Raw genomic sequence first — 19,677 nt, 5'->3', positions numbered from 1 at the left:
AGTGCGCTCGCGGCGGGTGAGATCGACAAGATAGCGCTTGAGCATGGGAGAGCCCTCCCTCAGATCCGCTCAGTTTACACCCCCTCGAACCATCCCGCAGCTCCCCTGTGGCAAAGGACTAGGGCGAGCGCCTCGCCGCGTTCGACGGCACGGCGAGCCTGATCGTAGTCGCGCTCGCGATCTGCCAGGGCTGCGGACGGCAGCAGGGCTGCGGCGAGGCCGAGGATGATCAGGTCGCAGCGGGTCTTGCTCATGAGGCGAGAATGCTTCCGGGCACCTGACAATCCGCTGACATGGATCAACAGGAGGCCGAAAGTGGCACGCCGCTAATGTCACCCTCATCGATCCGGGCACGCCGTTCGGATCGGGACCACAGGAGACCGATATGCGCACGATCATCATGACGACGGCCTTTCTCGCGGCAGGCCTTGCGACCCCAGTCCTGGCTGATGGCTCGGACAGCCGCTGCACCCGCAGCGCTGACGGCCGGATCGTCGCGGCAAGCGAAGTGAGCAACGGGCTGGAAGAGCTCGGCTACCGCGTGGACCGGATCAAGGCCGAGGATGGCTGCTACGAGATTCGGGCCATGAACGACAGCGGCTTTCCGATCAAGGCGGTCTACACCCAGGCCACAGGCGAGCTCGTCCAGGCCCGCCTTCGCTGAGCGGCAATCCAAACGACACCACAGAACGAAGAGTCAGGAGAGCCAGTCATGTTCACGATCAGATCCCTCGCCAGCGTTATGGCCGCGGTCGGCCTGACGGCTAGCTTTTCCGGGACGGTCCTCGTGGCCGCCCCGCAGGGGCACGAGAGCCACAGCGCGTCCGCTGTGGAGCTGACCCTCAACAACGGCCAGAAATGGCAGACCGACGAGGCCCTGCGCGCGGGGATGAGCCAGATCCGAGAGGTGATAGACGCCTCTCTGCCGTTGATCCAATCGCGACGTTACAGCGCGGCCGACCTATCAACGCTCGGCGACTGGGCGCAGGAGCAGGTCGACACCGTGGTGGCGAACTGCAGGCTGCCGGAGGAGGCCGACCTCCAACTCCATCTGGTGCTGACTCAGCTCCTCGATGGCGTCAACGCCTTGGCGCGGGAAGGCGGCCAGGATCAAGGTGCGGTGGCTATCGTTCAGGCGCTGAACGCCTATGGAGACCACTTCGACCACCCGGGCTGGAAGCCACTGGGTCAGTGAGAACGGGTAAGCCGCCAGCGGAGCTCGCGACCAAACACAGGACCGTTGTCGCAGGTTGACTCCAATCAACGACAGGAAGTGGCAGGGCCAGCCAATACGCGGCCGAGGCCTATGCTCAACAACTGGCTCTGATAAAGGCGAAGGCGTCAATGAGCCGGACGGGTTGCTGCTACGACAATGCTCCGATGGAATCGTTCTTCCATTCCTTGAAGGTAGAGTTGGTTCATCAGCGGAGTTGGGCGACCCGCGAAGGGGCGCGGCGGGATCCGTTCGGCTATACCGAGGGCTACTACAATCGGCAGCGCATTCACTCAGCCCTCGGGTATCTCACGCCCGAGCAAGCCGAGCGGACAGCGAGGTAACCCGGTGTCCACATAATCGGGGGAAGATCAGTTCTCGCCTTCTCAGGCCGCCAGCGCCCTTCCGCCAGGGCGATATCCAGTGCGCCACGCGGTTGGTGGCTGGCCCGACCAGCGCCGGAAGGCGCGGGTGAAGGCGCTGGCCTCCGAGTAGCCCAGCGCCGCCGCGATCTGGCTGAGAGGGATCCCGGTGTCACTCAGCAGATGGCAGGCAGCCTCGAACCGGACCTCGTTCGTCAGGGCTCGAAAGCCGGCGCCTTCGCGGTTCAGACGCCTGCTCAGGGTGCGCCGGTGCATCGCCAGCGACCCGGCGATCCGATCCGCCGTACAACGGGTGCTCGCCAGCCGGGTTCGCAGCATCCGCCGGATGTCGTCCGCCAACTCCGACGATGGGACACGCGTCAGGGCGGCGAGGCGCTCCTCCAGAAGCGCTCGGGATCGGCCCCGGTAATCCGCAGTTCCAAGTCATTGACCGGGAACACAATGTAGGCAGCCTCTTGATCAAACCGCACCGGCGCACGGAAGTGGCGGCGGTACACCTCCCGATCCGCGGGAGCGCCCCGAGGTAGAAGCACCTCCGTGGGGTTCCAGCCAGATCCGCACAGGGCACGGATTATGTTGACCATGCAGGCAGCCACTCCGTCCGCAATCTGGTCTACTCCCTGAAGACCTGGCTCATAGGTCAGGTACCTGAATACGGTCGCATCACCCTCAATATTCAGCGACGGCACCGCGCCCCGGCTCTGGCTGCCCAAGTACGAGACCAGGGTACGCAGGGCGTCGCCCATTGTCTCCGCATGCTGTATCAGGCGTCCCACCAGTCCGAGGGAATCGATTGTGGCCCGCTGGCCAACCGACAGACCGAAGTGCGGGCAGCGCGTACGCGCAACGCAGCACGCCAACAAGCGGCCGAGGGTGCTATAGGGGATCAGGTTCCTCTCATCGTTGATGTCATAGGCCGATGAATTCGACGCCCGTTCACTGTCGAAATGAGTCGGGTCAAGCCCGGCCTCGCGGATCACCTCGTTTGGATCGGCCCCGAACTCGCGCAGGAGCGGTACGATCTCCCTGGTCACTCCGACCCGAATGATCCCGGTCGACAACATCCGAGGCAAAGGCCTCGGGCTGAACCGTGCTCCGTCGAGATGGATAAGGTCTGCTCGGGCCATGTCCGCGCTCTTCCCATATCAGTATTGATCAGTATGGTTGAGCACAGCACCGGATGCGTCGGGCTGCGCCATGTCGGAAGGCCCTCCACTCACGTCCGAGTTTTTGTAAAGATCGGCCCCATCCGGAAAGCGGCGGACGGGACCGAGTTTACAAAGGCTGCAAGGGATGCGGGGAGATGCCTCTGCAAAATGGATTCTGGCAGATCCACGGGAAGAGGGAACTCGTGCGAATACGAGGCTTGAACGGTTTGGCCCTGCGCAGTGCAGGGAACAGGTCGGCGCTCAGGTTGCGGCGAGCCAGAGGCCCACAAGGCCCGGCAGGCCCTCGGCCCGGTCCTCACTGTCAAAGGCAGGCACGTCCCGACAGAGATTGCGTCCGACCGGCTCGACACTTCTGGCGATCAGGATATGCCGCTTCTTGAATATACAGGCTGAAGGATCGAAATGAAAATTTCCAGTCGAACGCCTGTCGCGGCGTAATTCGAACGAAGCGGCATAAGGGGGCAGATGGTACAGCGATTATTCTGCTGTTTGCGGGGCCACGCTGCGAAGGACTGGCGATACTGTTGTGCCCGCAGCCTATTCACGAGGTCCACGTAGGGCTGGCGCTTCTCGCAATGCGCGACATTGAGCTTTTCCTTGATATCGCTCTTCAGCCCCTCGTCACGGATGCTCATTTCAACGCTGTTCAACTCGACTGCGTGCAGAAAATCGATATCGCCCAGCATATGGAGAACCTCTCGCATCACGGAATCAAGGCTCGACGAGTACATGCGATAAGGCTGACGAGACTTGTCGGACATGGTCATTGCTCACGTGTCGCGTTGATCTTCAACACGGTGGCAGAATTAGCAAAGGTCGGATGTGACAACTACTCGGGGCGCTACGAGGTATAAGGTCGGCGCTATCCCGGATGCGCCCCTCAAGAAGCCGCCCGCGTCCCTAAAGATGCACACCCGACCGGCTGGTGACGACGATCATCGTAGTCCGGCGTGGCAGATCCAAGACATAAGTGGTTGGCTCGCACCAGGACTCGAAAGCCGACAGTCGTTGAGTGGTCAGGATGTGAAGGTTTGCCCTTATCCGGGCATTCCGATGGGCAATCCCGGTGTGTTTCGGCGTGCAATGTTCGTTGCCGATAGGATCGGCACACATTTGCAGGGACAATCTGGAGAATGCTCGGTGATTGTGGATGGTGGCACACCTGCTGATAGACCCGATCCGCTTTCTGACGCGAAGACCTCGGCCGCCCGCGCCTCCACGCTTCGAGCCTGGCGGAGCGCCGCACCCTCAGAGAGGCCGCTACCGATCTATATACCGGATCAAGCTGCTTGCTGACGTAAGGGGCCTGGCTCGGCGGAATGATCACGCAAGGTTCGAGGGATCCTATCGCGCAACCCGATGAGGGTCTTGGGGCGTCTTGAGGTGATCGCTCGGTTGTGCCGTTTCCTCTCGCAGCCCTGAGCGAAGGACCACGCCCTCACCTGGAACTCGTAGTCGTACGAGTTTCTTATTTTCCTGCCGTGCCGTATCAAAACTTCAACAAGTGTTGATTTAAGTATCTCGCACACCGTGGATTGGGATTGCGACTAATAGCGGTAGAAGGACAATGGCCATGAGGATAGTTGGGCCAATTGAATACATGAGACAATTCGAAATTATTGCTGCCTCGCATGAAATATGCACGATATATCTGCGTTCCGATCGCCCTGTTGGCAGCATATGGCCGTTCTTTCCTGGCTCAATCAGACAAGCAGCAAGCTAGCTTCGGGGTATGAGATGACGACTGATCAGGCCGGACGGCCAATCGAACGGATGTACGCTGAAATCGCTCGCTTGCAGGTCATAAACCAGTGCGAGGCTGACCTCGCCTGGGCCCTCTCTCACATGTTCGACGTACCCGAAGGTCCCGCGCGTCAGCGCAAGATGCGCGCAGGTCCGAACAAGCACGGATACCAAGAGCTTTCATCCTACAGACAGTTTCGGAGTACTCGAGATCAGGCTCGCGCTGCGGCCGTGTTGCACGGATCGGCCAGAGCACGCATCCGTTTGCGTCCTGCCTGAGTTCAGGTGGTGCAGTCGGACTTCGGGTGCGCAACAGTGCGGCTCAGGGCAGCAATGGCGAGGTCGACACCTGTCGCCAGGAGAGGCTCACGCACGCCGCTGTGTTCTTTGAATTATTCTGAAAAGGTCAGCCCCGTCATAGAACTTCCGGACGGGGCTGAGTTTGCCGAGGCTCGGCAAGAGGTCCGGGGCAAGAGGTGCGGGGATGGCCTCTGCAAACTGTATATCGGGCGTGCTGACAAAAGAAAAAACTCGTAAGAATACGAGCTTCCGAGCAGCGTGTGGGATTTCACGGGCCGCAGAGGAAGACCCTGATCCCATCCGAGAGCAAGTTTAGGGACATAGTCTTTGGATCGGCCCTTGGCGGAGACCATGGTGGCTCTCAGGTCGAGGCGGCAAGCCAGAGGCGGACGAGGTCCGGCAGGCCCTTGGCGCCGGTCTTCTCCAGGATATGGGCCCGGTGGAACTCGACCGTGCGATGGCTGACCCCGAGCTTCCGCGCGACCTCCTTGTTGGACTCGCCCGCAACCAGCCGCTGGAGCACCTCGCGCTCGCGCGAGGTCAGCATCGCCAGCGAACGGGCAGCCGCCTCGACGTCCGCTCCCTGTGAGGATGGGTGGGCCTGCTGTCTCAGTCCACCTTCGATAGCTGCAAGGAGCGCCTCGGCCTCGAACGGCTTCTCCAGGAAGTCCACCGCGCCCGCCTTCATGGCCGCAACCGCCAAGGGGATATCCCCGTGGCCCGTGATTAGGATCAGCGGCAGCCCGTCTCCCTCCGCCCGCAGCTTCTTGAGCAGGGCCAGGCCATCCATTCCCGGCATGCGGATATCGCTCACCACGCAGCCCGGTTCGAGCGGGGTGCGCGCCAGCACGTCCTCGGCCGAGGCATAGGTGCGGGCCTCGTATCCCGCATCTTCCAGGAGGGCCATGAGCGAGTCCCGCATGGCCTCGTCGTCATCCACCACGTGAATGGTGCGCCCGCTCGTCATCGGTCGCCTCCCTTTGTGCGGCTGGCATGGTGAAACGGAACACGGCGCCCCCGCCGGGGCGAGGCTCGGCCCGAAGGTGGCCGCCATGGGCTTCGACGATTGTCCGGCAGATCGAGAGCCCAATCCCCAGGCCAGTGGGCTTCGAGCTCATGAACGGCGTGAACAGGACCTCGGGATCCTGGGGAAGCCCCGGCCCGGAATCGGCCACCGAAATCTCCACCTCGGCATCGCCGACGGCCTTGGTGGTCACGACGAGCTCACGCGCGGGTTGCCCGCCCATGGCCTCAAGCGCATTCCGCACGAGATTGAACACCACCTGCTGGATCTGAACACTGTCCGCCAGGATCAACGGATCGGATGAATCGAAGTCGAGCCGCATCCGCAGCTCCGGATCCCGCTTGCCCACAAGCGCAAGCGCCACGGCATCCTCGACCAGGCGACGGGTATGGACCACGCGCTTGTCGGTCTCGCCACGGGTGACGAAGTCGCGCAGCCGCCGCAGGATCGCGCCGGCCCTCACGGTCTGCTCGGCTGCCTTCTCCAGCCGTGCCAGCGCACGCTCTGGTGCATCGGGAGTGCCCGCGCGCAGGGTCATGCGCGCGGCGTTCACGAAGTTCGCCGCCGCACCGAGCGGCTGGTTGAGCTCGTGCGCCAGAGCCGCCGCCATCTGGCCCATGGCGCTGAGGCGGGTGGCATGCAGCACCTGCGCCTGCAACTCGCGCAGGCGCTCGTGGGCCTCCCGGGACTCGGTGATATCGACATTCGCACCAAGGAGGCGGACCAGCCGACCGTCCGCATCGTAGATGGGCAGTCCTCGGTCGACAACCCAGCGCATCGAGCCGTCGGGCCGCACGATGCGGTACTCGTTCTCCAGTTGCCCGGATGCCATGGTGGCGGCTCTTATCCGCTGCGCGCGATCCCGGTCGTCTGGATGGACCTGGGCTAGCCACTCCTCCGCGCTCTGGTGGCCAGGTCCCTTGGGATCCAGACCATAAAGCCGGCAATACGCTTCCGAACAGGTGGCGACGCCGCGTACGGCGTCCCAGTCCCAGGTGCCGACGCCGCCCGCCTCCTGCGCCAGTCGGAGCCGCTCCTGGCTCTCGTGCAACGCCTCCGCCGCACTGCGCCGTGTGGCCTCGACACGGAGCGACTCCCGCGCCTCGGCGACCTCCCGCGACCGCCGATAGGTGGCGCCGACCAGCAGGATGAGGCCCAGGATGGCCGGCACGCCAAACCCCAGTTGCACCGCCACTGTCCTGCGCCACTGAGCCACGATCCCCGTGCGGGCACGCGCCGCAGAGGCATAGACGGGCCAGCTCTCGACCCGCCGGAACGCCGCGACGCGCTCCACGCCGTCCACGGTGGAGCGGCCATGCACCACGGCACGCTCTAAGCCTGCTGTCATGACCGGCAGCATGGGACTTCCGGTCGACAGGGGCGAGGGCGGACGATCGAAGCCGGAGCTGCGCGCGAGGAGCTCGCCGTCCGTGCGGACCAAAGCCACCGTATCCTCCGCGTGGCCGGAGAGCCGGCGCAGCCCTGCCGCCAGCTCGTTCGGGCGCAGGGAGGCCAGCACGACGCCGTGAAACGGGTCGGCGAGGTCCTGCCCTGGCGTGGGTTGCGCGCCAGCATCCGCGGCCTGAGCGCGGCGCTCGGCGATGCTGAAGAAGAGTTGCCCATCGAAGCGGCCGACGTGGATCTTGCTGACATACAGATTGGGCGTCGCTTGGTTGCGCAAGGCCTGAAAGAAGTCGCGATCGCGAAGATCCGCATCACGTGGCACCGGGAACACGTTGGCGCTGACGAGGGGGCGACCGTCGGCGTCGATGGCGTAGAGGGTCAGGAGCCATGGCCGCTCCGCCGCCATGCGCTGTAAGACCGCATGCAACTCACCCTCGCGCGCGCGGACCTCCTCGTCCGTCAAGCCACGGAGAAGATCGTCGACGCGGTCGGCCAGCAGCAGGTGCGCATCCAGCAGGTGAGCCGCGTATTCGGCCGCGGCATCGGCGGTGCGGGACAGCTCTGCCTCCGCCTGCCGCCAAGCCTGGCCCCAGGCGAGCCAGGCTCCGACGATCAGGATGCTGAGCGGCACCAGGACGGCCGCGACAAGCGGGGCCAGGACGGTGGGCGAGCGCGGCCCCGGCTCGGCAGCGGTCCTGTTCCCGGGCCGTCTCGTTCTGAGACTGATCAGTTTGCTCACAGGGCCATCACCCACATTGCCCCTGTCAAGTGACAGCTCCTACCTTACGGCCCCTTCGCTGATCGGGATACCCTGGTAGTCGTCCGAGCTGGTAGTTCCCCGAGGTTCGGATCGGTTTGCGATCCCGTACTTTCCAGCCAATACCCGGCTGCGACCGGCCAGGGGCCCGCGGCGGATCTGCTTGAGATTTGTCAACTCGCGTTTGGAAAGCCTCCGTCTAGTCTGAGGCCGTTGCGACGTGTTCTGCCTAGGCTTTCGATAAGCCTGTCCTGCTTGGTGGGGGCTTGGGCGGAATCCTCTACCGCTGGCTCAGCGAGGAGCCCGCAGCCGAGGTGACCGGCGTCACCCCGGCCGAATGAGATGAAGGCGAGTTCACGCTGCCGTTTGCCCAAATGCCGGCGAGGTGCGCCGGCGCCCATGAGCCGAGGAACGACATGATTAGAACATCCACGCTTTCCGCATCGCTGTGGGCCACCACGGCGGTGCTGTTTCTCGGTGCTGCGAATCCAGGCTTTGCCCAGACCTCTACCACACCAGAGCCGACGCAGCAGACGGCGCGGGCGCAGCGTCCGCCCAACATTCTCGCGATCTGGGGTGACGACATCGGCCAGTTCAACGTCAGCGCCTACAACATGGGAATGATGGGTTATCGGACGCCCAACATCGACCGCATCGCCCGCGAGGGCGCCCTATTCACCGACTGGTACGGTCAGCAAAGTTGCACTGCCGGACGCGCCGCCTTCATCACTGGCCAGTCGCCGAAAAGCCGTGCAGGAGGACAAGCCCTTCTTCCTGTGGTGGAATTCCACCCGGATGCACGTCTTCACGCACCTCAAGCCCGAGTCTCAAGGCAGGACCGGCCTTGGTGTCTATGCCGACGGCATGACCGAGCATGACGCCATGGTGGGGCAGTTGCTCGACAAGCTGAAGCAGCTTGGAATCGAGGACAATACGATCGTGATGTACTCGACCGACAACGGCGCCGAGACGTTTACCTGGCCCGACGGCGGCACGACGATGTTCCGGGGCGAAAAGAACACGCAGTGGGAGGGGGGATACCGGGTTCCGATGGCCATCCGCTGGCCGGGCGTGATCAAGCCGGGCACCATCAACAACGAGATCGCCTGCCATGAGGACATGCTGACGACCCTGCTGGACGCGGCCGGTGCTCCGAACGTGAAATCCGAACTGCTGCAAGGCAAGAAGATCGGCGACAGGACATACAAGGTGCATCTCGACGGCTACGACTTGCTGCCGGCTCTCAAGGGCGAGACCGCTTGGCCGCGCAAGGAGTTCCTGTACTGGACGGACGACGGTTCCGTGGCGGCGCTGCGCTACAACAACTGGAAGGTGACGTTCCTGAAGCAGAACGCGGAGGGGCTCCGGGTATGGCAGCAGCCGTTCGAGGAGCTGCGGGCTCCCATGCTGACCAATCTCCGCATGGATCCGTTCGAACGCGCCGAGGAGGAGAATGCGATGGGCTATCAGCAATGGTACATGGATCGCATGTTCCTGATTGCGCCGGCGGGAGCCTATGTCGGGCAATGGTTGCAGAGCTTCCGTGAGTTCCCGCCGCGCCAGAAGCCCGGGAGCTTCAACCTTGATCGGGTCATGGAAGCAGTCACCCGGGGAGCAGGCGACAAGTAGCCGATGATATGCGACAGTCCAGGAGGCCGCAAGGTGCGGCCTGCAAACCCGCTCATCAGCGGCGGAGATAGGCGCACCTGCCTTAATGTCAGGCGGGAGGCCCGCTCCAACACTAGACCCGCGGAGAGGTCCCTCTCGGCGCCGTGATGCCTACTTACGCCTAACCTCTAAGGTTGGATGCTGGCACTCTCGGTATCTTAGCGCATGTCTGCTTCGAATGTTTCGATACTGTCTCACGTCAGACTGTCCCGATGCGGTATTCCGAGTTCGCCGCTTTGCAGCTTTATTCGGTTCCTCGGATGGGCTTACCGGAATTGCAGAACCAAACAGCGCATGAAGTGGTCATCAATCTTTATCCGTTGCGGCTCGAGTCCTGCTCATCAGATCTCCTCAAAGCCGCCGCCCGCCGCAGTCATGCCTCCTGAAATGCGCAAGGACTCAATTGCGCCATGCTGCTCGATTGGAGCCACACCGGGTCCGTGGGTCTTAATGCCGCCGATGATCTCGATCTCGCGTGCCGAGCCGCCCGGCTTGATGCTCAGGCCGATCGCGGACAGCGTCGCCACCTTCCCCTTGACCAGCGACGGACCAGTCCCGCCAAATGTCTCAATACCGCGGCGCACGACCAGCCGGCTGCCCTTGTCACCACCACCGCTCACGAAAATACCGGAGCCCAGAACCGGCGCGCCGCTGCGGCCAGCCGAGAGGCTGACGAGGTCCGCGCTGACGACCACGTCGGCCTCAGGCTGCATGTTCCACAGGGTGAAGGCGCCCTGGAGGACATCGACGCCGTAGCCGTGTGGTCGTTCGCTCTCGCCCCGCGCGTCGGCCTCGATGATGTCGAGGCCGTTCACGTCGATATGCCCGCCCCGCACCTTGTCGCGCGCGAGGCGGTGTTCTTTGCGCTGTTGGCAAATCTGGTGATGTTGGTCGCCGCAATCGTTTCGATCCTGATCACGGTACCCAAAGGCAAAACTGCCGATCGCCGCTGACCCTTATCTCAAACGTGCCTCTGTCTTCCGGTCAAGTTCAACGCCCATGCACCGGCGTCTTACTGAAGAGTGCATAATGTTTTGAAGACATCCGTGAGCGCCGTAACACGCGCTTATCTATGGCACAGCGGTTCAGGGCGCCTCCTCGTCGTCCGAAGCGGCTGCTTCGGCGCGCTTCCGGGCGGAAAGTCGGGCCACCGGCAGATGCCAGCCATGCCCGATGGCCATGAAGCGCAGACCAAAACACAATGCTGCTCCGGTACCGGCCGAGACACCATAAGGGACGCCGAGCCTATCCCCAACCACGACAACGGAGGCACCGGCAAGGGCCGCGACCGCGTAGATGTCCGAACGCAGCACCTGCGGAATTTCGGCGAGGAGAACATCGCGCGTCATGCCGCCGCCGATCCCGCTCAGCATGCCCAGAAGGGCGGCCATGATCGGGTTCAGTCCAAATTGAATTGCCCTTTGAGCGCCTGTGACCGCAAAGAGCGACAGGCCGATCGCATCGAACAGCAGGACGGGGCTGCGAAGTTTGTCGACGCCGGCATACCAGATAAAGGTGATCAGTCCAGCCAGGATCGAAACCAGCAGATAGTACCCGTCCGTGAGTGCCGCCGGCGGCACTGCGCCGATCAGCACGTCGCGGGTAATTCCACCGAAGTTCCCGGCAACGAAGGACAGGACCAAGATGCCGAAAAGATCAAGGCGGCGGTTGATCGCCGCAACCGCCCCGCTGGTCGCGAAGACGAAGGTGCCGGCAAGGTCGAGAATGCGCACGAAGACGTCAATGGTGATCATGCCTGTCCGTTAGCGAAAACCCAGAGGACACAGCCATCTTTGACCCAAATCCTTCAACTTCCGTCCGCACCGAGCCAAGCCAACGCACCGACGACCAGCGCCTCAACACCCGTTTCCAGGGTCGGATGCAGCACCGGCGCGAATTGCGGACTGTGATTGACCGGCAGGTCGTTCAGTTTGCCCTCAGCCTTGGCCTTCGCATAGGTTGCCGGATCGGTGCCGCCGACGAACCAGAACACCGATGGCACCTGCCATGCGGTGCCAAAGCAGCCGAAATCCTCGCTCGCCGGCGCGGGACCGGTATGCTTTACCCGCTCGGGCGAAAAGTAGCCGCGAAAGGCTTCGGCGATACGGTTGCTGGCCGTCTCGTCGTTCACGTTCAGCGGGTAGCGGTCGAGCGGCGTGATCTCCGGCTTGCGCAGAGCGCCCGAGGCTTCGGCCTCGGCATTGACGATCCGCTCGATCGCCTTGAGCACTCGCTTGCGTACGCCGGTGTCGAACGTCCGCACGTTGAGCTTGATGGTCGCGTCGTCGGGAATGACGTTTTCCTTCGTGCCGGCCTGCAGAACGCCGATGGTCACCACCGCCGCCTCGGTGGCGGCGACCTCGCGGGACACGATGGTCTGGAGCCGTAGAACGACGGATGCGGCCATGACGACAGGATCGATGCTGGCCTGCGGCATCGATCCATGCGCACCGCGCCCGAACAGGCGGATCTGTAGACTGTCCGCCGCCGAGGTGATCGGGCCTGAGCTTCCAGCAACGAAACCGGCGGGACCGACCATCACGTGCTGGCCAAGCACGACTTCCGGCGTGGGGAAGCGTTGGAGCAGGCCGTCGTCGATCATCGCCTGCGCGCCTTGCGCAGTTTCCTCTCCCGGCTGGAAGACGGCCATCAGCGTGCCCTTCCAGGCATGGCGCCCCTGCGACAGCAAGGTCGCCGCGCCGACCAGCCAGGTGACATGCATGTCGTGGCCGCACATATGCCCGACCGGCACGGTCTTTCCCTCGGCGTCCGTCGCCGTGACCTTGCTGGCATAGGGGAGGCCTGTGTTCTCGGCGATCGGAAGCGCATCCATGTCAGCGCGCAGCATCACCGTGGGTCCGTCGCCATTGCGGAGCAGGCCCACGACCCCGGTCTTGCCGACGCCGGTCGTGACTTCAAAGCCAGCCTTCTTGAGCCGATCGGCGGCAATGCCTGCCGTCCGGGTCTCCTGCATCGACAGTTCGGGATGGGAATGGATGTCCTTGTAGAGTGTCTCCAGATCGGGCAGCAACTTGCCCATGTCCGCCAGAACTGCGGATGCGCCTTTCGGAGCGGTGTGTTCAGGCATCATGACCTCCTGCCGATAATCCATCGCCAGTGTCGGACGGTGGCCCGAACAGTACCAGCGGGCAGCACCAGCGGGACGTCCTCACGTAACTCGATTGCGTCATGTTCAGCGCCGACGCTCATTGCAGGACGTCGTAGGACCCGTGGCGATACACGCGGCCTGCTTTCATCACGAAGTCCACCTTCGTCGTCACTGAGATGTCGACCAGCGGGTCGCCCGGCATGGCGACAATGTCCGCTTTCTTGCCCGGCGCGAGGATCCCCAGCTCGTCGCGTTGCAGAAGCTCGGCGGCGACGCTGGTGGCCGCCTTCAGCGCGCGGGCCGACGACAGCCCGGCGGCCACCATCGCCTGAAATTCGAGGATGCCGTGGCTGAACGGGAACATCCCGCAGTCCGTACCATAGGCGACCTTCACTGCGCTGCGGGCAATGCGTTGTTGCGCCGCCTCGATCGCATCCACGTCGCGGCGGAACTTCCATACCGCCTGCTGGGGCAGCGTCCCGGCGTGCAGCAGCTCCTTGTCCTCGCGCGTCATCTGCATGGTGGGCACGAGAAACGCCCCGGCCTGTTCGGCCATGGCAATGCCCTCATCGTCGATCAGGTAGCAATGCTCCACGCTGCGCGCCCCAGCCCGCAGGGCCTGCTTGCACCCTTCCGCGGCACCCGTATGGACGGCCAGGGGCAGATCGAGCTGCTCGGCCGTCCGCGCGAGGCACTGCATCTCGTCCTCGAACCACGTGACCTTGGCCGGATCGTCGCCGAAGCTCATGTAGCCGCCGGTATTCATGGTCTTGATCCAGTCGCCGCCGAATGCATGCTCCATGCGGACGAGCTCGCGGATCTTGCCAGGCGAGTCGGCGACCCTCGACAGACCCAGTCGGCAGCGGCATGGGAACATGCCCTGTGCGTCCGCGTGCCCGCCGGTTGCGCTGATCATATGCGCGGCCACGACTAAACGTGGGCCGTGGACCCGGCCCGACTCCAGAGCGTCACGCAGGTTGATGGTCGGCCAATCCGGGTCTAGGGTCCCCATATCCCGCAGAGTGGTGAAACCGTAGCGCATGTATTGCTGGGCGTGATGCAAGCCATCGAGCGCCTTGACTGCGGAGCACTGCAGCGTCTGCTGTTTGAGGTTGAGACCGTCTAGGCAGAGGTGCACGTGGGTGTCAATGAAGCCTGGAGCGACCGTTCGGTTGCCGAGATCGATGACTGGCGCCCCCTCTGGTCGCCCAACCGACTCGGAAACCTCGATGGTGGTGTCGTCCTCGATCAGGATCTCGGTGGGTCCATGGAGCGTGTCACTAAGGCCGTCGAAGACCTTGCCGCAGATCAGCACCATCATGGCCATCGATCGCCTCCGCGAGCAATGATCGCTGCCAACGCGCCGACGCTTTCATCGGTTCCCGTCTGCGCCGGTCATCGACCCCACGCTGCGCTCTGGCCCTCATTCGCTCGTCGTTGCATAGGAACAACGCGGTGGCCATCGAACAAACCGACTAGCCCTGACGTTGACCGCTGAACAGGTCTTTTTCCATCAGAGAGGCAGGCCACCAGGACGGACCGGCCCAGCCGGAGGACTGCGAGCACGCCTCTGGTATCTGTCAGCGTATTGATGGCTTTTGCAACCGCCGCAGCGGCATTCTCGGCCGCGGTGAGGGCGACAGTACGAGCGGGGATGGGTCTCATGGTGGAACGCACGATCGACCGACGCAGTGTGCTCGTGGGAATGGCAGGCGCCGCATCCCTCGCGTCCCACGCTTCGCCCCAGACCACGGCCACGCCAGGGCCGCACAGGGCGGGCACCGGCACAGCCGGGCGCCAGTCGAAACCCAACATCCTGATCCTGTGCATGGACCAGTGGCAGACCCACATGCAGGTGCCGAACGCGGTCCAGTTCCCCGCGATGCGCCGCCTCGAAGGGCAGGGGGTGAGCTTTGACCGGCAGTACTGCACCGCTCCGATGTGTACGCCGTCGCGGGCGACCATGTGGACCGGCGTGCACGCCAAGCATACCGGTCTGTGGGACAACACCAACTTCGCCTGGATCGGTGAATTGTCGCGCGAAATCCCGACAATCGGGCACATGCTGCGCGACCAGGGCTACCACACCGCCTTCAAGGGCAAGTGGCACCTGTCGGATGTGCCTGCCGGCGAGGACGCACTCGAGTCCTACGGCTTTTCCGATTTTCAGCAATGGGGCGACATGTTCGGTTCGACCCTGCAGGGAGAGAAACTCGACGACACGGTTGCGTTCGAGGTGATCGACTGGCTGGAGCACAAGGCGCCGGAACTCGACCGGCCGTGGCTTCTGGTCTGCAGTCTCGTCAACCCGCATGACATCATGTATCTGCGCACGGACCCGGTCCAGGCGCCCAACCCCAACGGCATGGTGGCCGGTCATCAGTCCAGCGTGCAGCGGTTAGGCTGGTTCCAGCAGCAATGGGACGTTGCTCTGCCGGCCAATTTCGCGGACGACTACCGACTCCAGCCTTTCGGTGCGCGGTCGTACAAAGACAACGTCGACCTGAACTACGGGCGCATCCCAGACGCTCGCCGCGACCTCTGGCTCAGGCATCGCAACTACCTGATCAACTGCACGCGCCTGGCGGACGCGCAATTCACGCGGGTGCTCGATGCAGTGGACGCTTTGAACCTTTGGCAGGATACCGTGGTGATCCTCATCGAAGACCACGGCGAGATGAACGGTGCGCACCGCACCACCCAGAAGGGTGGCACGGCCTTCGACGAGGCCGCCATTGTGAACCTGACGGTGTGCGCCCCCAAAGGCCCTCGCGGACGTCGCACCGCGGCGGTGGGATCTCACCTCGACCTTGCGCCGACTCTGCTGGCCTTCGCTGGGCTCAGCGATGCCGACGTTCAGGAGCGCTATCCGCACCTGAAGGGGCGCAGCCTCCTGGCTCCGGTGTTCGATCCGGACACAGCCGGGCCGCGCGGCAGCGCCAACGCACCCAGCGACGGGGCGCTCGTGTGCTGGGACGGGCTGAATTCGCTCGACAATGACTGGGTGGCTACCGGGGCACTCAAGGCGACCGCCAGCTTTACGAGCAGCCCCTCCGGCAATCCCGAGCTGGCCCGGGAGAAGGCGGAGCAAACGTTGCGGGAAGTCGGACAGAAGTTCGGCGCGCCCGACTTCAGCAAGCGCACGTTCTTCCGTGCTGTGGTGGATGGTCAATACAAGTTGGTGCGCTGGTTCAGCCCGGAAGAGTACGGAAACCCGTCCACCTTCGACGAACTGTACGCACACAGCGACGTGGCCTTGTACGATTTGGTGAACGATCCTGGCGAGATGCAAAATCTGGCGCATCCGGACCACCCCGGCCATGACCGGGCATTGGTGGAGCGCATGTTGGCAAAGCTGCATGCGCTGGTGAGCCGCGAAATCGGCGAGGACCGAGCGCCGTTCAGCCTCGACCTGTTCGGCACACGCCAGCTAAAATACCGTTAGGGAGGAGCCTTCCAGCTCCCCTCCCGTCTAGGCTAGCATCACTGGCATCGGCGATGGCTCGGTTGATCCCGAAGGACCTGACAGCCCTACGGGCAGCTGAGATTTCCCGCCTCCGGAATGGCCAGGAAGGTGATGCTTGTCGGCGCGAGCTCAACTCGCCCCGCCTGAACGCGGCTGCCCCGCAAGTCCGGGAGCTCGTCCTGGGCCCCGAGCCTCAGCTCCTGTCCGTTCAACCGGACCCTGGCCGATTCCAGCTGGGGTGCCGTCAACGTGTAGCCGTCCGCCGCGTTCGGGATCTCGACCGCACTCGGCTGCGTCCGGCTGTTGTTGATCGCCAGCAGCGCAACGCCTCTGGGCGTCCCACGCAGGCAATGGGCATAAACATGAAAGCCCTCCTGGATTGGAACACCGGTCTCGAGCACGGTCGGGCCCATGAGCCGCCGCCACAGCAGCGCCGCCCAATAGTTCGGCTTCGGCTCCAGGGTTTTATCGTTCAGCAGACCGTAGTCGCTCGCCACCAGCGTGTTGTGGGCGACAACCCTGACCTCCTGCTTGGCGAGGCGGCCGAGCTGGTCCAGGTAGCGGAAAGTGTCGAGAAAGGTGTTGGCCCACGGGTTGCCGCCGCAGGCCGCGTCGGCGGTTTCGGTAAGCCAGAACGGCTTGCCGGGCTCGAACCGGTTCCGCAGCGTCCTGTAAAAGGCGAGTGTCTGATCGGTGCGCCCGAGCCACTCCTCCGTGAGCGCCGCCTCCCGGGTGGTCTGGGCGGCTGGGGCGCAGCGCTGAGAGGCTGCCCCATAATGGTGGTAGGAGAAAGCGTCGACAGAAGCCGGTTGCGAGGCGACCAGCAGCTCACGTGTCTTCAGAACCTCCGCGCTGCCGTAGCCCGAGATGACGCCCCAGTCGCCCGTCGTCTCGCCGACCGAGCCGGGTCCGAGGACGATCATGTCCGGAGCAGCCTCGTCGGCGAAGGCGCGGAACAGCTTGAAGTCGCGCCCGTAAGCAGCGGCGTCGTAACCTTGCGGTGCTCCGCCCATCGCGGCGAGCGTTGGCTCATTCATCCACTCCGCCGCCGCAATGCGACCGCCAACTGAGCGAGTGTAGTCGAGGAGCCGCTTCGCCTGCTCTGGGGTCCAGATGCCTTTGGCATCGCGGGTACCGACGCCGGTGGCAAACGAGGTGACGATCTCCGCGTCGACCGCCTTGGCGAAGTCGACCACGCCCTTCCACTGTTGCTGGGTCAGAACGCCCGCGAAGCCGGCCGGCGGCTTCGCGGGGGCCTGCTCCGTTTCGGTGAAATAGGTGGTATTTGCCCAGGTTCCGCTGACTCGAACATAGGCTGGTCCAAGAGCAGCGGCCAGCTTGCGCAGCCGTGGATCGGCCAGGTCGATGGGCGGTCGGTATTCGTACACGGTCGGGTTCATGCCGGCGGGGGTGTCACCGCCCGACTGGGATGCGGACGAGGGTGCGGGCTGGCGCAGGGCGGCTTCGAGTTCCGGGCCGTAGGGCCGCCAGAACTTGCCACCGGTGACCTCCAGCATCTCGACGTTGTAGGACTGGTAGCGCTCGTCGACCATGCCGATCTTCGGCATGCCGGCCGGCATCAGGGAGAGGGTCTGGGCCACGGCCGGACCTCCCAATGTCATCGCTAGGGATGCGAACACAATGCTGGTGGAAGACCCACGCGGCCAATCCCTGCTCATCGCCCGTCTCCACGGAAGATTAGCCAAGACAACGGAAGATGCCTGCAGCTGTTCCGGCACAAATCCGATCCGCAACTGGAAGGGTTCGCCGCCGAGCATGGCTCAGGAACCTGCCGGTCCGAGATGCTGCGGCCGACACGGTGTTGCAGGTCCAAGGGACTCGTGACCTTTCGCCAACAGACGCGTTCTCTCAAGCGCGACACCAAGGGAACCCTCGTGTTGGGGGTCTGTTTGGTCGCGCCCCAACCTCGCTCAGACCCGTGGCCTCCACCGGACGCGATTGCCATGGAATACCCCCCGCCACCTCGGACGGTCGAAAGAACCAGGGACGACGCACCCGCGCAGTCGCTTCCGAAATACATCTGGTTTATGAGCGGTCGGCATCAAATCGGGCTGTGTGGGATGGCGCTCCTGATCGCGGCGCTCAGCACGGTCCCGCTCGAGCTTCAGCGGCAGATCGTCAATCGTGGCATCAGCGGTGCTGACGTATCTGTCCTTCTTACGCTCGGGAGCGTCTATCTCGTCGTCATCCTTGGCCAGAGCGCCCTGAAGTTCGGCCTGAAGTTATATCAAGGGTGGATCAGCGAGAGCGCGATTCGCGATTCACGCGAACGCCTCGCGCGCATCCACGAGAGCAGGCGCGCCACGATGGGATCGGATCCCGGTGGTCGCGCCGTATCGATCATTGGCTCGGAAATCGAGCAGGTGGGCGGGTTTGTCGGCGAGGGTGTGTCCGAGCCGATGGTCCAAGTGGCGACACTCGTGTTCATCGTCGGCTATCTGGCCTTCGTGGAACCGCTGATCATGGGCGTCGGTTTCGCGCTGCTCGTCCCGCAGGTCCTGATTGCCGTTCGGGTCCAGCACGCCATCAATCCGTTGGTGGCGATGCGGGTCGACCTTCTGCGGCGGCTGGGCGATCGCGTCGCTTCGACCGGAGACCCTGCAGGGGACGGAGATGGCAAGGAGATCGACGGCATCTACGACAATCGGATGCGGATTTACCTTCTGAAGTTCGCCGGGAAGAACGCGATGAACCTGCTCAATGCCCTGGCGCCTCTTGGTGCCCTGTTGATCGGGGGTTATCTGGTGATTCAAGGTAAAACAACGATTGGGACCGTTGTCGCGTTTATGTCTGGCTTCGAACGCCTGTCCGATCCCGCGCGTCAGTTGACCGTATTCTACAGAAGCGCCTCACAGGCCAGTGTTCACCACCGAAAGATCGCCGAGTGGATTTAGCTTCTCTCCGCCGCTCTTGGCCAGCATGCACCCGGCAGCGACCGCGGGCAGCTGGCGGCGGGGGATGTCAGCCAGCTGCCAGTTTCCTCACTTGGGATAAGGTATCGCAGATTGAGATTTCCGGGCCGGCACATTCGTGAACAGGACATTGAGTCCCTCGGCCATGGTCGGGTGGGTGAAGATGGCGTCACGCAAGGCCGTGTAGGGCAGCTTACTCAGCATCGCCGTCTGCACGACTGCGGTGACCTCGCCCGCGCTGCTGCCCAGCATGGTGAAGCCGAGAATGCGGTCGCTGCGCACATCGATGGGCACCTTCATGAAGCCGCGCGTCTCGCCGAGGGTCTTGGCGCGCAGGACCGAGGTCATCGGCAATGTGACCACCCGCACCTCGACGCCCTGCTGTCGCGCCTGGATCTCACTCAGCCCGACCCGCCCGAGTTCGGGGTCGATGAACATGCAGTAGGGCACCAGGCGGCCACGCGTCGTCCGCTCGCCGCCGGCCAGATTGTCGCGCACGATCCGGAAG

17 protein-coding genes and 3 pseudogenes are annotated in these 19,677 nt (G+C 63.7%); 8 read left to right on the top strand and 12 right to left on the bottom strand.

All coding sequences use genetic code 11. From position 1 onward, the window contains the following. Positions 1-74 precede the first annotated feature (74 nt). Positions 75-254 carry a hypothetical protein gene (locus tag ACS5Q0_RS23990; protein ID WP_473129166.1) on the bottom strand — a complete coding sequence of 60 codons (180 nt, stop codon included), beginning with the start codon at positions 252-254 and terminating at the stop codon, positions 75-77. 131 nt (positions 255-385) lie between these two features. Here ACS5Q0_RS23990 and ACS5Q0_RS23985 point away from each other — a divergent pair, with 131 nt between their 5' ends. The 3 genes and pseudogenes from ACS5Q0_RS23985 to ACS5Q0_RS23975 all read left to right on the top strand — a co-directional run. After that, complete coding sequence (locus tag ACS5Q0_RS23985; RefSeq protein ID WP_473129165.1) at positions 386-664, top strand: PepSY domain-containing protein; 279 nt, start codon at positions 386-388, stop codon at positions 662-664. 48 nt (positions 665-712) lie between these two features. Further along, entirely contained in the window at positions 713-1,195 is a 483-nt protein-coding gene (locus ACS5Q0_RS23980; protein ID WP_473129164.1) for a hypothetical protein, read from the top strand. A 77-nt stretch (positions 1,196-1,272) separates the two neighbouring features. Beyond that, positions 1,273-1,557 (top strand): annotated as a pseudogene (locus ACS5Q0_RS23975) (IS3 family transposase); the annotation flags it as partial. Between the two features lie 42 nt (positions 1,558-1,599). Here ACS5Q0_RS23975 and ACS5Q0_RS23970 read toward each other — a convergent pair. From ACS5Q0_RS23970 to ACS5Q0_RS23950, 5 genes are all read right to left on the bottom strand, one after another. After that, on the bottom strand, positions 1,600-1,914 hold the full coding sequence (locus ACS5Q0_RS23970; RefSeq protein WP_473129163.1) for a helix-turn-helix domain-containing protein: 315 nt from the start codon (positions 1,912-1,914) through the stop codon (positions 1,600-1,602). A gap of 41 nt (positions 1,915-1,955) precedes the next feature. Beyond that, positions 1,956-2,630, bottom strand: a complete 675-nt coding sequence (locus ACS5Q0_RS23965; RefSeq protein WP_473129162.1) for an AraC family transcriptional regulator — start codon at positions 2,628-2,630, stop codon at positions 1,956-1,958. Positions 2,631-3,124: 494 nt separating this feature from the next. Continuing rightward, complete coding sequence (locus ACS5Q0_RS23960) at positions 3,125-3,526, bottom strand: hypothetical protein (protein ID WP_473129161.1); 402 nt, start codon at positions 3,524-3,526, stop codon at positions 3,125-3,127. Positions 3,527-5,169: 1,643 nt separating this feature from the next. Beyond that, the gene (locus tag ACS5Q0_RS23955) at positions 5,170-5,775 is read right to left on the bottom strand and encodes a response regulator transcription factor (protein WP_473129160.1); all 606 of its coding nucleotides are present in this window, start codon (positions 5,773-5,775) and stop codon (positions 5,170-5,172) included. Further along, on the bottom strand, positions 5,741-7,975 hold the full coding sequence (locus tag ACS5Q0_RS23950; RefSeq protein ID WP_473129159.1) for an ATP-binding protein: 2,235 nt from the start codon (positions 7,973-7,975) through the stop codon (positions 5,741-5,743). The genes ACS5Q0_RS23955 and ACS5Q0_RS23950 overlap by 35 nt, the downstream gene beginning before the upstream one ends. A 269-nt stretch (positions 7,976-8,244) precedes the next feature. Here ACS5Q0_RS23950 and ACS5Q0_RS23945 point away from each other — a divergent pair. Both ACS5Q0_RS23945 and ACS5Q0_RS23940 read left to right on the top strand, forming a co-directional pair. After that, a pseudogene (locus ACS5Q0_RS23945) lies at positions 8,245-8,334 on the top strand (aquaporin Z); the annotation flags it as partial. Positions 8,335-8,367: 33 nt separating this feature from the next. Continuing rightward, positions 8,368-9,622: pseudogene (locus ACS5Q0_RS23940) on the top strand (sulfatase-like hydrolase/transferase). A 380-nt stretch (positions 9,623-10,002) separates the two neighbouring features. On the opposite strand, the gene ACS5Q0_RS23935 reads toward ACS5Q0_RS23940, so the two are convergent. Further along, positions 10,003-10,476 (bottom strand): hypothetical protein, encoded by a 474-nt coding sequence (locus ACS5Q0_RS23935; RefSeq protein ID WP_473129158.1) that lies wholly within the window; start codon positions 10,474-10,476, stop codon positions 10,003-10,005. A 6-nt stretch (positions 10,477-10,482) separates the two neighbouring features. Here ACS5Q0_RS23935 and ACS5Q0_RS23930 point away from each other — a divergent pair, with 6 nt between their 5' ends. Next, the gene (locus ACS5Q0_RS23930) at positions 10,483-10,614 is read left to right on the top strand and encodes a hypothetical protein (RefSeq protein WP_473129157.1); all 132 of its coding nucleotides are present in this window, start codon (positions 10,483-10,485) and stop codon (positions 10,612-10,614) included. Between the two features lie 132 nt (positions 10,615-10,746). Here the strand turns inward: ACS5Q0_RS23930 and ACS5Q0_RS23925 are convergent, their stop codons facing one another. From ACS5Q0_RS23925 to ACS5Q0_RS23915, 3 genes are all read right to left on the bottom strand, one after another. Further along, the gene (locus ACS5Q0_RS23925) at positions 10,747-11,415 is read right to left on the bottom strand and encodes a trimeric intracellular cation channel family protein (RefSeq protein ID WP_473129156.1); all 669 of its coding nucleotides are present in this window, start codon (positions 11,413-11,415) and stop codon (positions 10,747-10,749) included. A gap of 53 nt (positions 11,416-11,468) precedes the next feature. Next, the gene (locus ACS5Q0_RS23920; protein ID WP_473129155.1) at positions 11,469-12,749 is read right to left on the bottom strand and encodes a M20 family metallopeptidase; all 1,281 of its coding nucleotides are present in this window, start codon (positions 12,747-12,749) and stop codon (positions 11,469-11,471) included. A gap of 118 nt (positions 12,750-12,867) precedes the next feature. Beyond that, a complete protein-coding gene (locus ACS5Q0_RS23915) occupies positions 12,868-14,097 on the bottom strand; it encodes a metal-dependent hydrolase family protein (protein ID WP_473129154.1) in 1,230 nt (409 codons plus the stop codon). A 336-nt stretch (positions 14,098-14,433) separates the two neighbouring features. Between ACS5Q0_RS23915 and ACS5Q0_RS23910 the strand changes: the two genes are divergently transcribed. Then, entirely contained in the window at positions 14,434-16,215 is a 1,782-nt protein-coding gene (locus tag ACS5Q0_RS23910) for a sulfatase-like hydrolase/transferase (protein ID WP_473129153.1), read from the top strand. A gap of 86 nt (positions 16,216-16,301) precedes the next feature. Here ACS5Q0_RS23910 and ACS5Q0_RS23905 read toward each other — a convergent pair whose 3' ends face one another. Next, entirely contained in the window at positions 16,302-17,837 is a 1,536-nt protein-coding gene (locus ACS5Q0_RS23905; RefSeq protein WP_473129152.1) for a glycosyl hydrolase family 79 N-terminal domain-containing protein, read from the bottom strand. A 480-nt stretch (positions 17,838-18,317) separates the two neighbouring features. Here ACS5Q0_RS23905 and ACS5Q0_RS23900 point away from each other — a divergent pair, with 480 nt between their 5' ends. After that, positions 18,318-19,151: an ABC transporter ATP-binding protein gene (locus ACS5Q0_RS23900; RefSeq protein ID WP_473129151.1), complete on the top strand. Its 834-nt coding sequence runs from the start codon at positions 18,318-18,320 to the stop codon at positions 19,149-19,151. 87 nt (positions 19,152-19,238) lie between these two features. On the opposite strand, the gene ACS5Q0_RS23895 is transcribed toward ACS5Q0_RS23900, so the two are convergent. Then, positions 19,239-19,607 carry a hypothetical protein gene (locus ACS5Q0_RS23895; RefSeq protein ID WP_473129168.1) on the bottom strand — a complete coding sequence of 123 codons (369 nt, stop codon included), beginning with the start codon at positions 19,605-19,607 and terminating at the stop codon, positions 19,239-19,241. Between the last annotated feature and the right edge of the window lie 70 nt (positions 19,608-19,677).

This window comes from Microvirga sp. HS2 (genome assembly GCF_055792805.1).
This window is presented reverse-complemented; position numbering and strand designations above follow the sequence as displayed.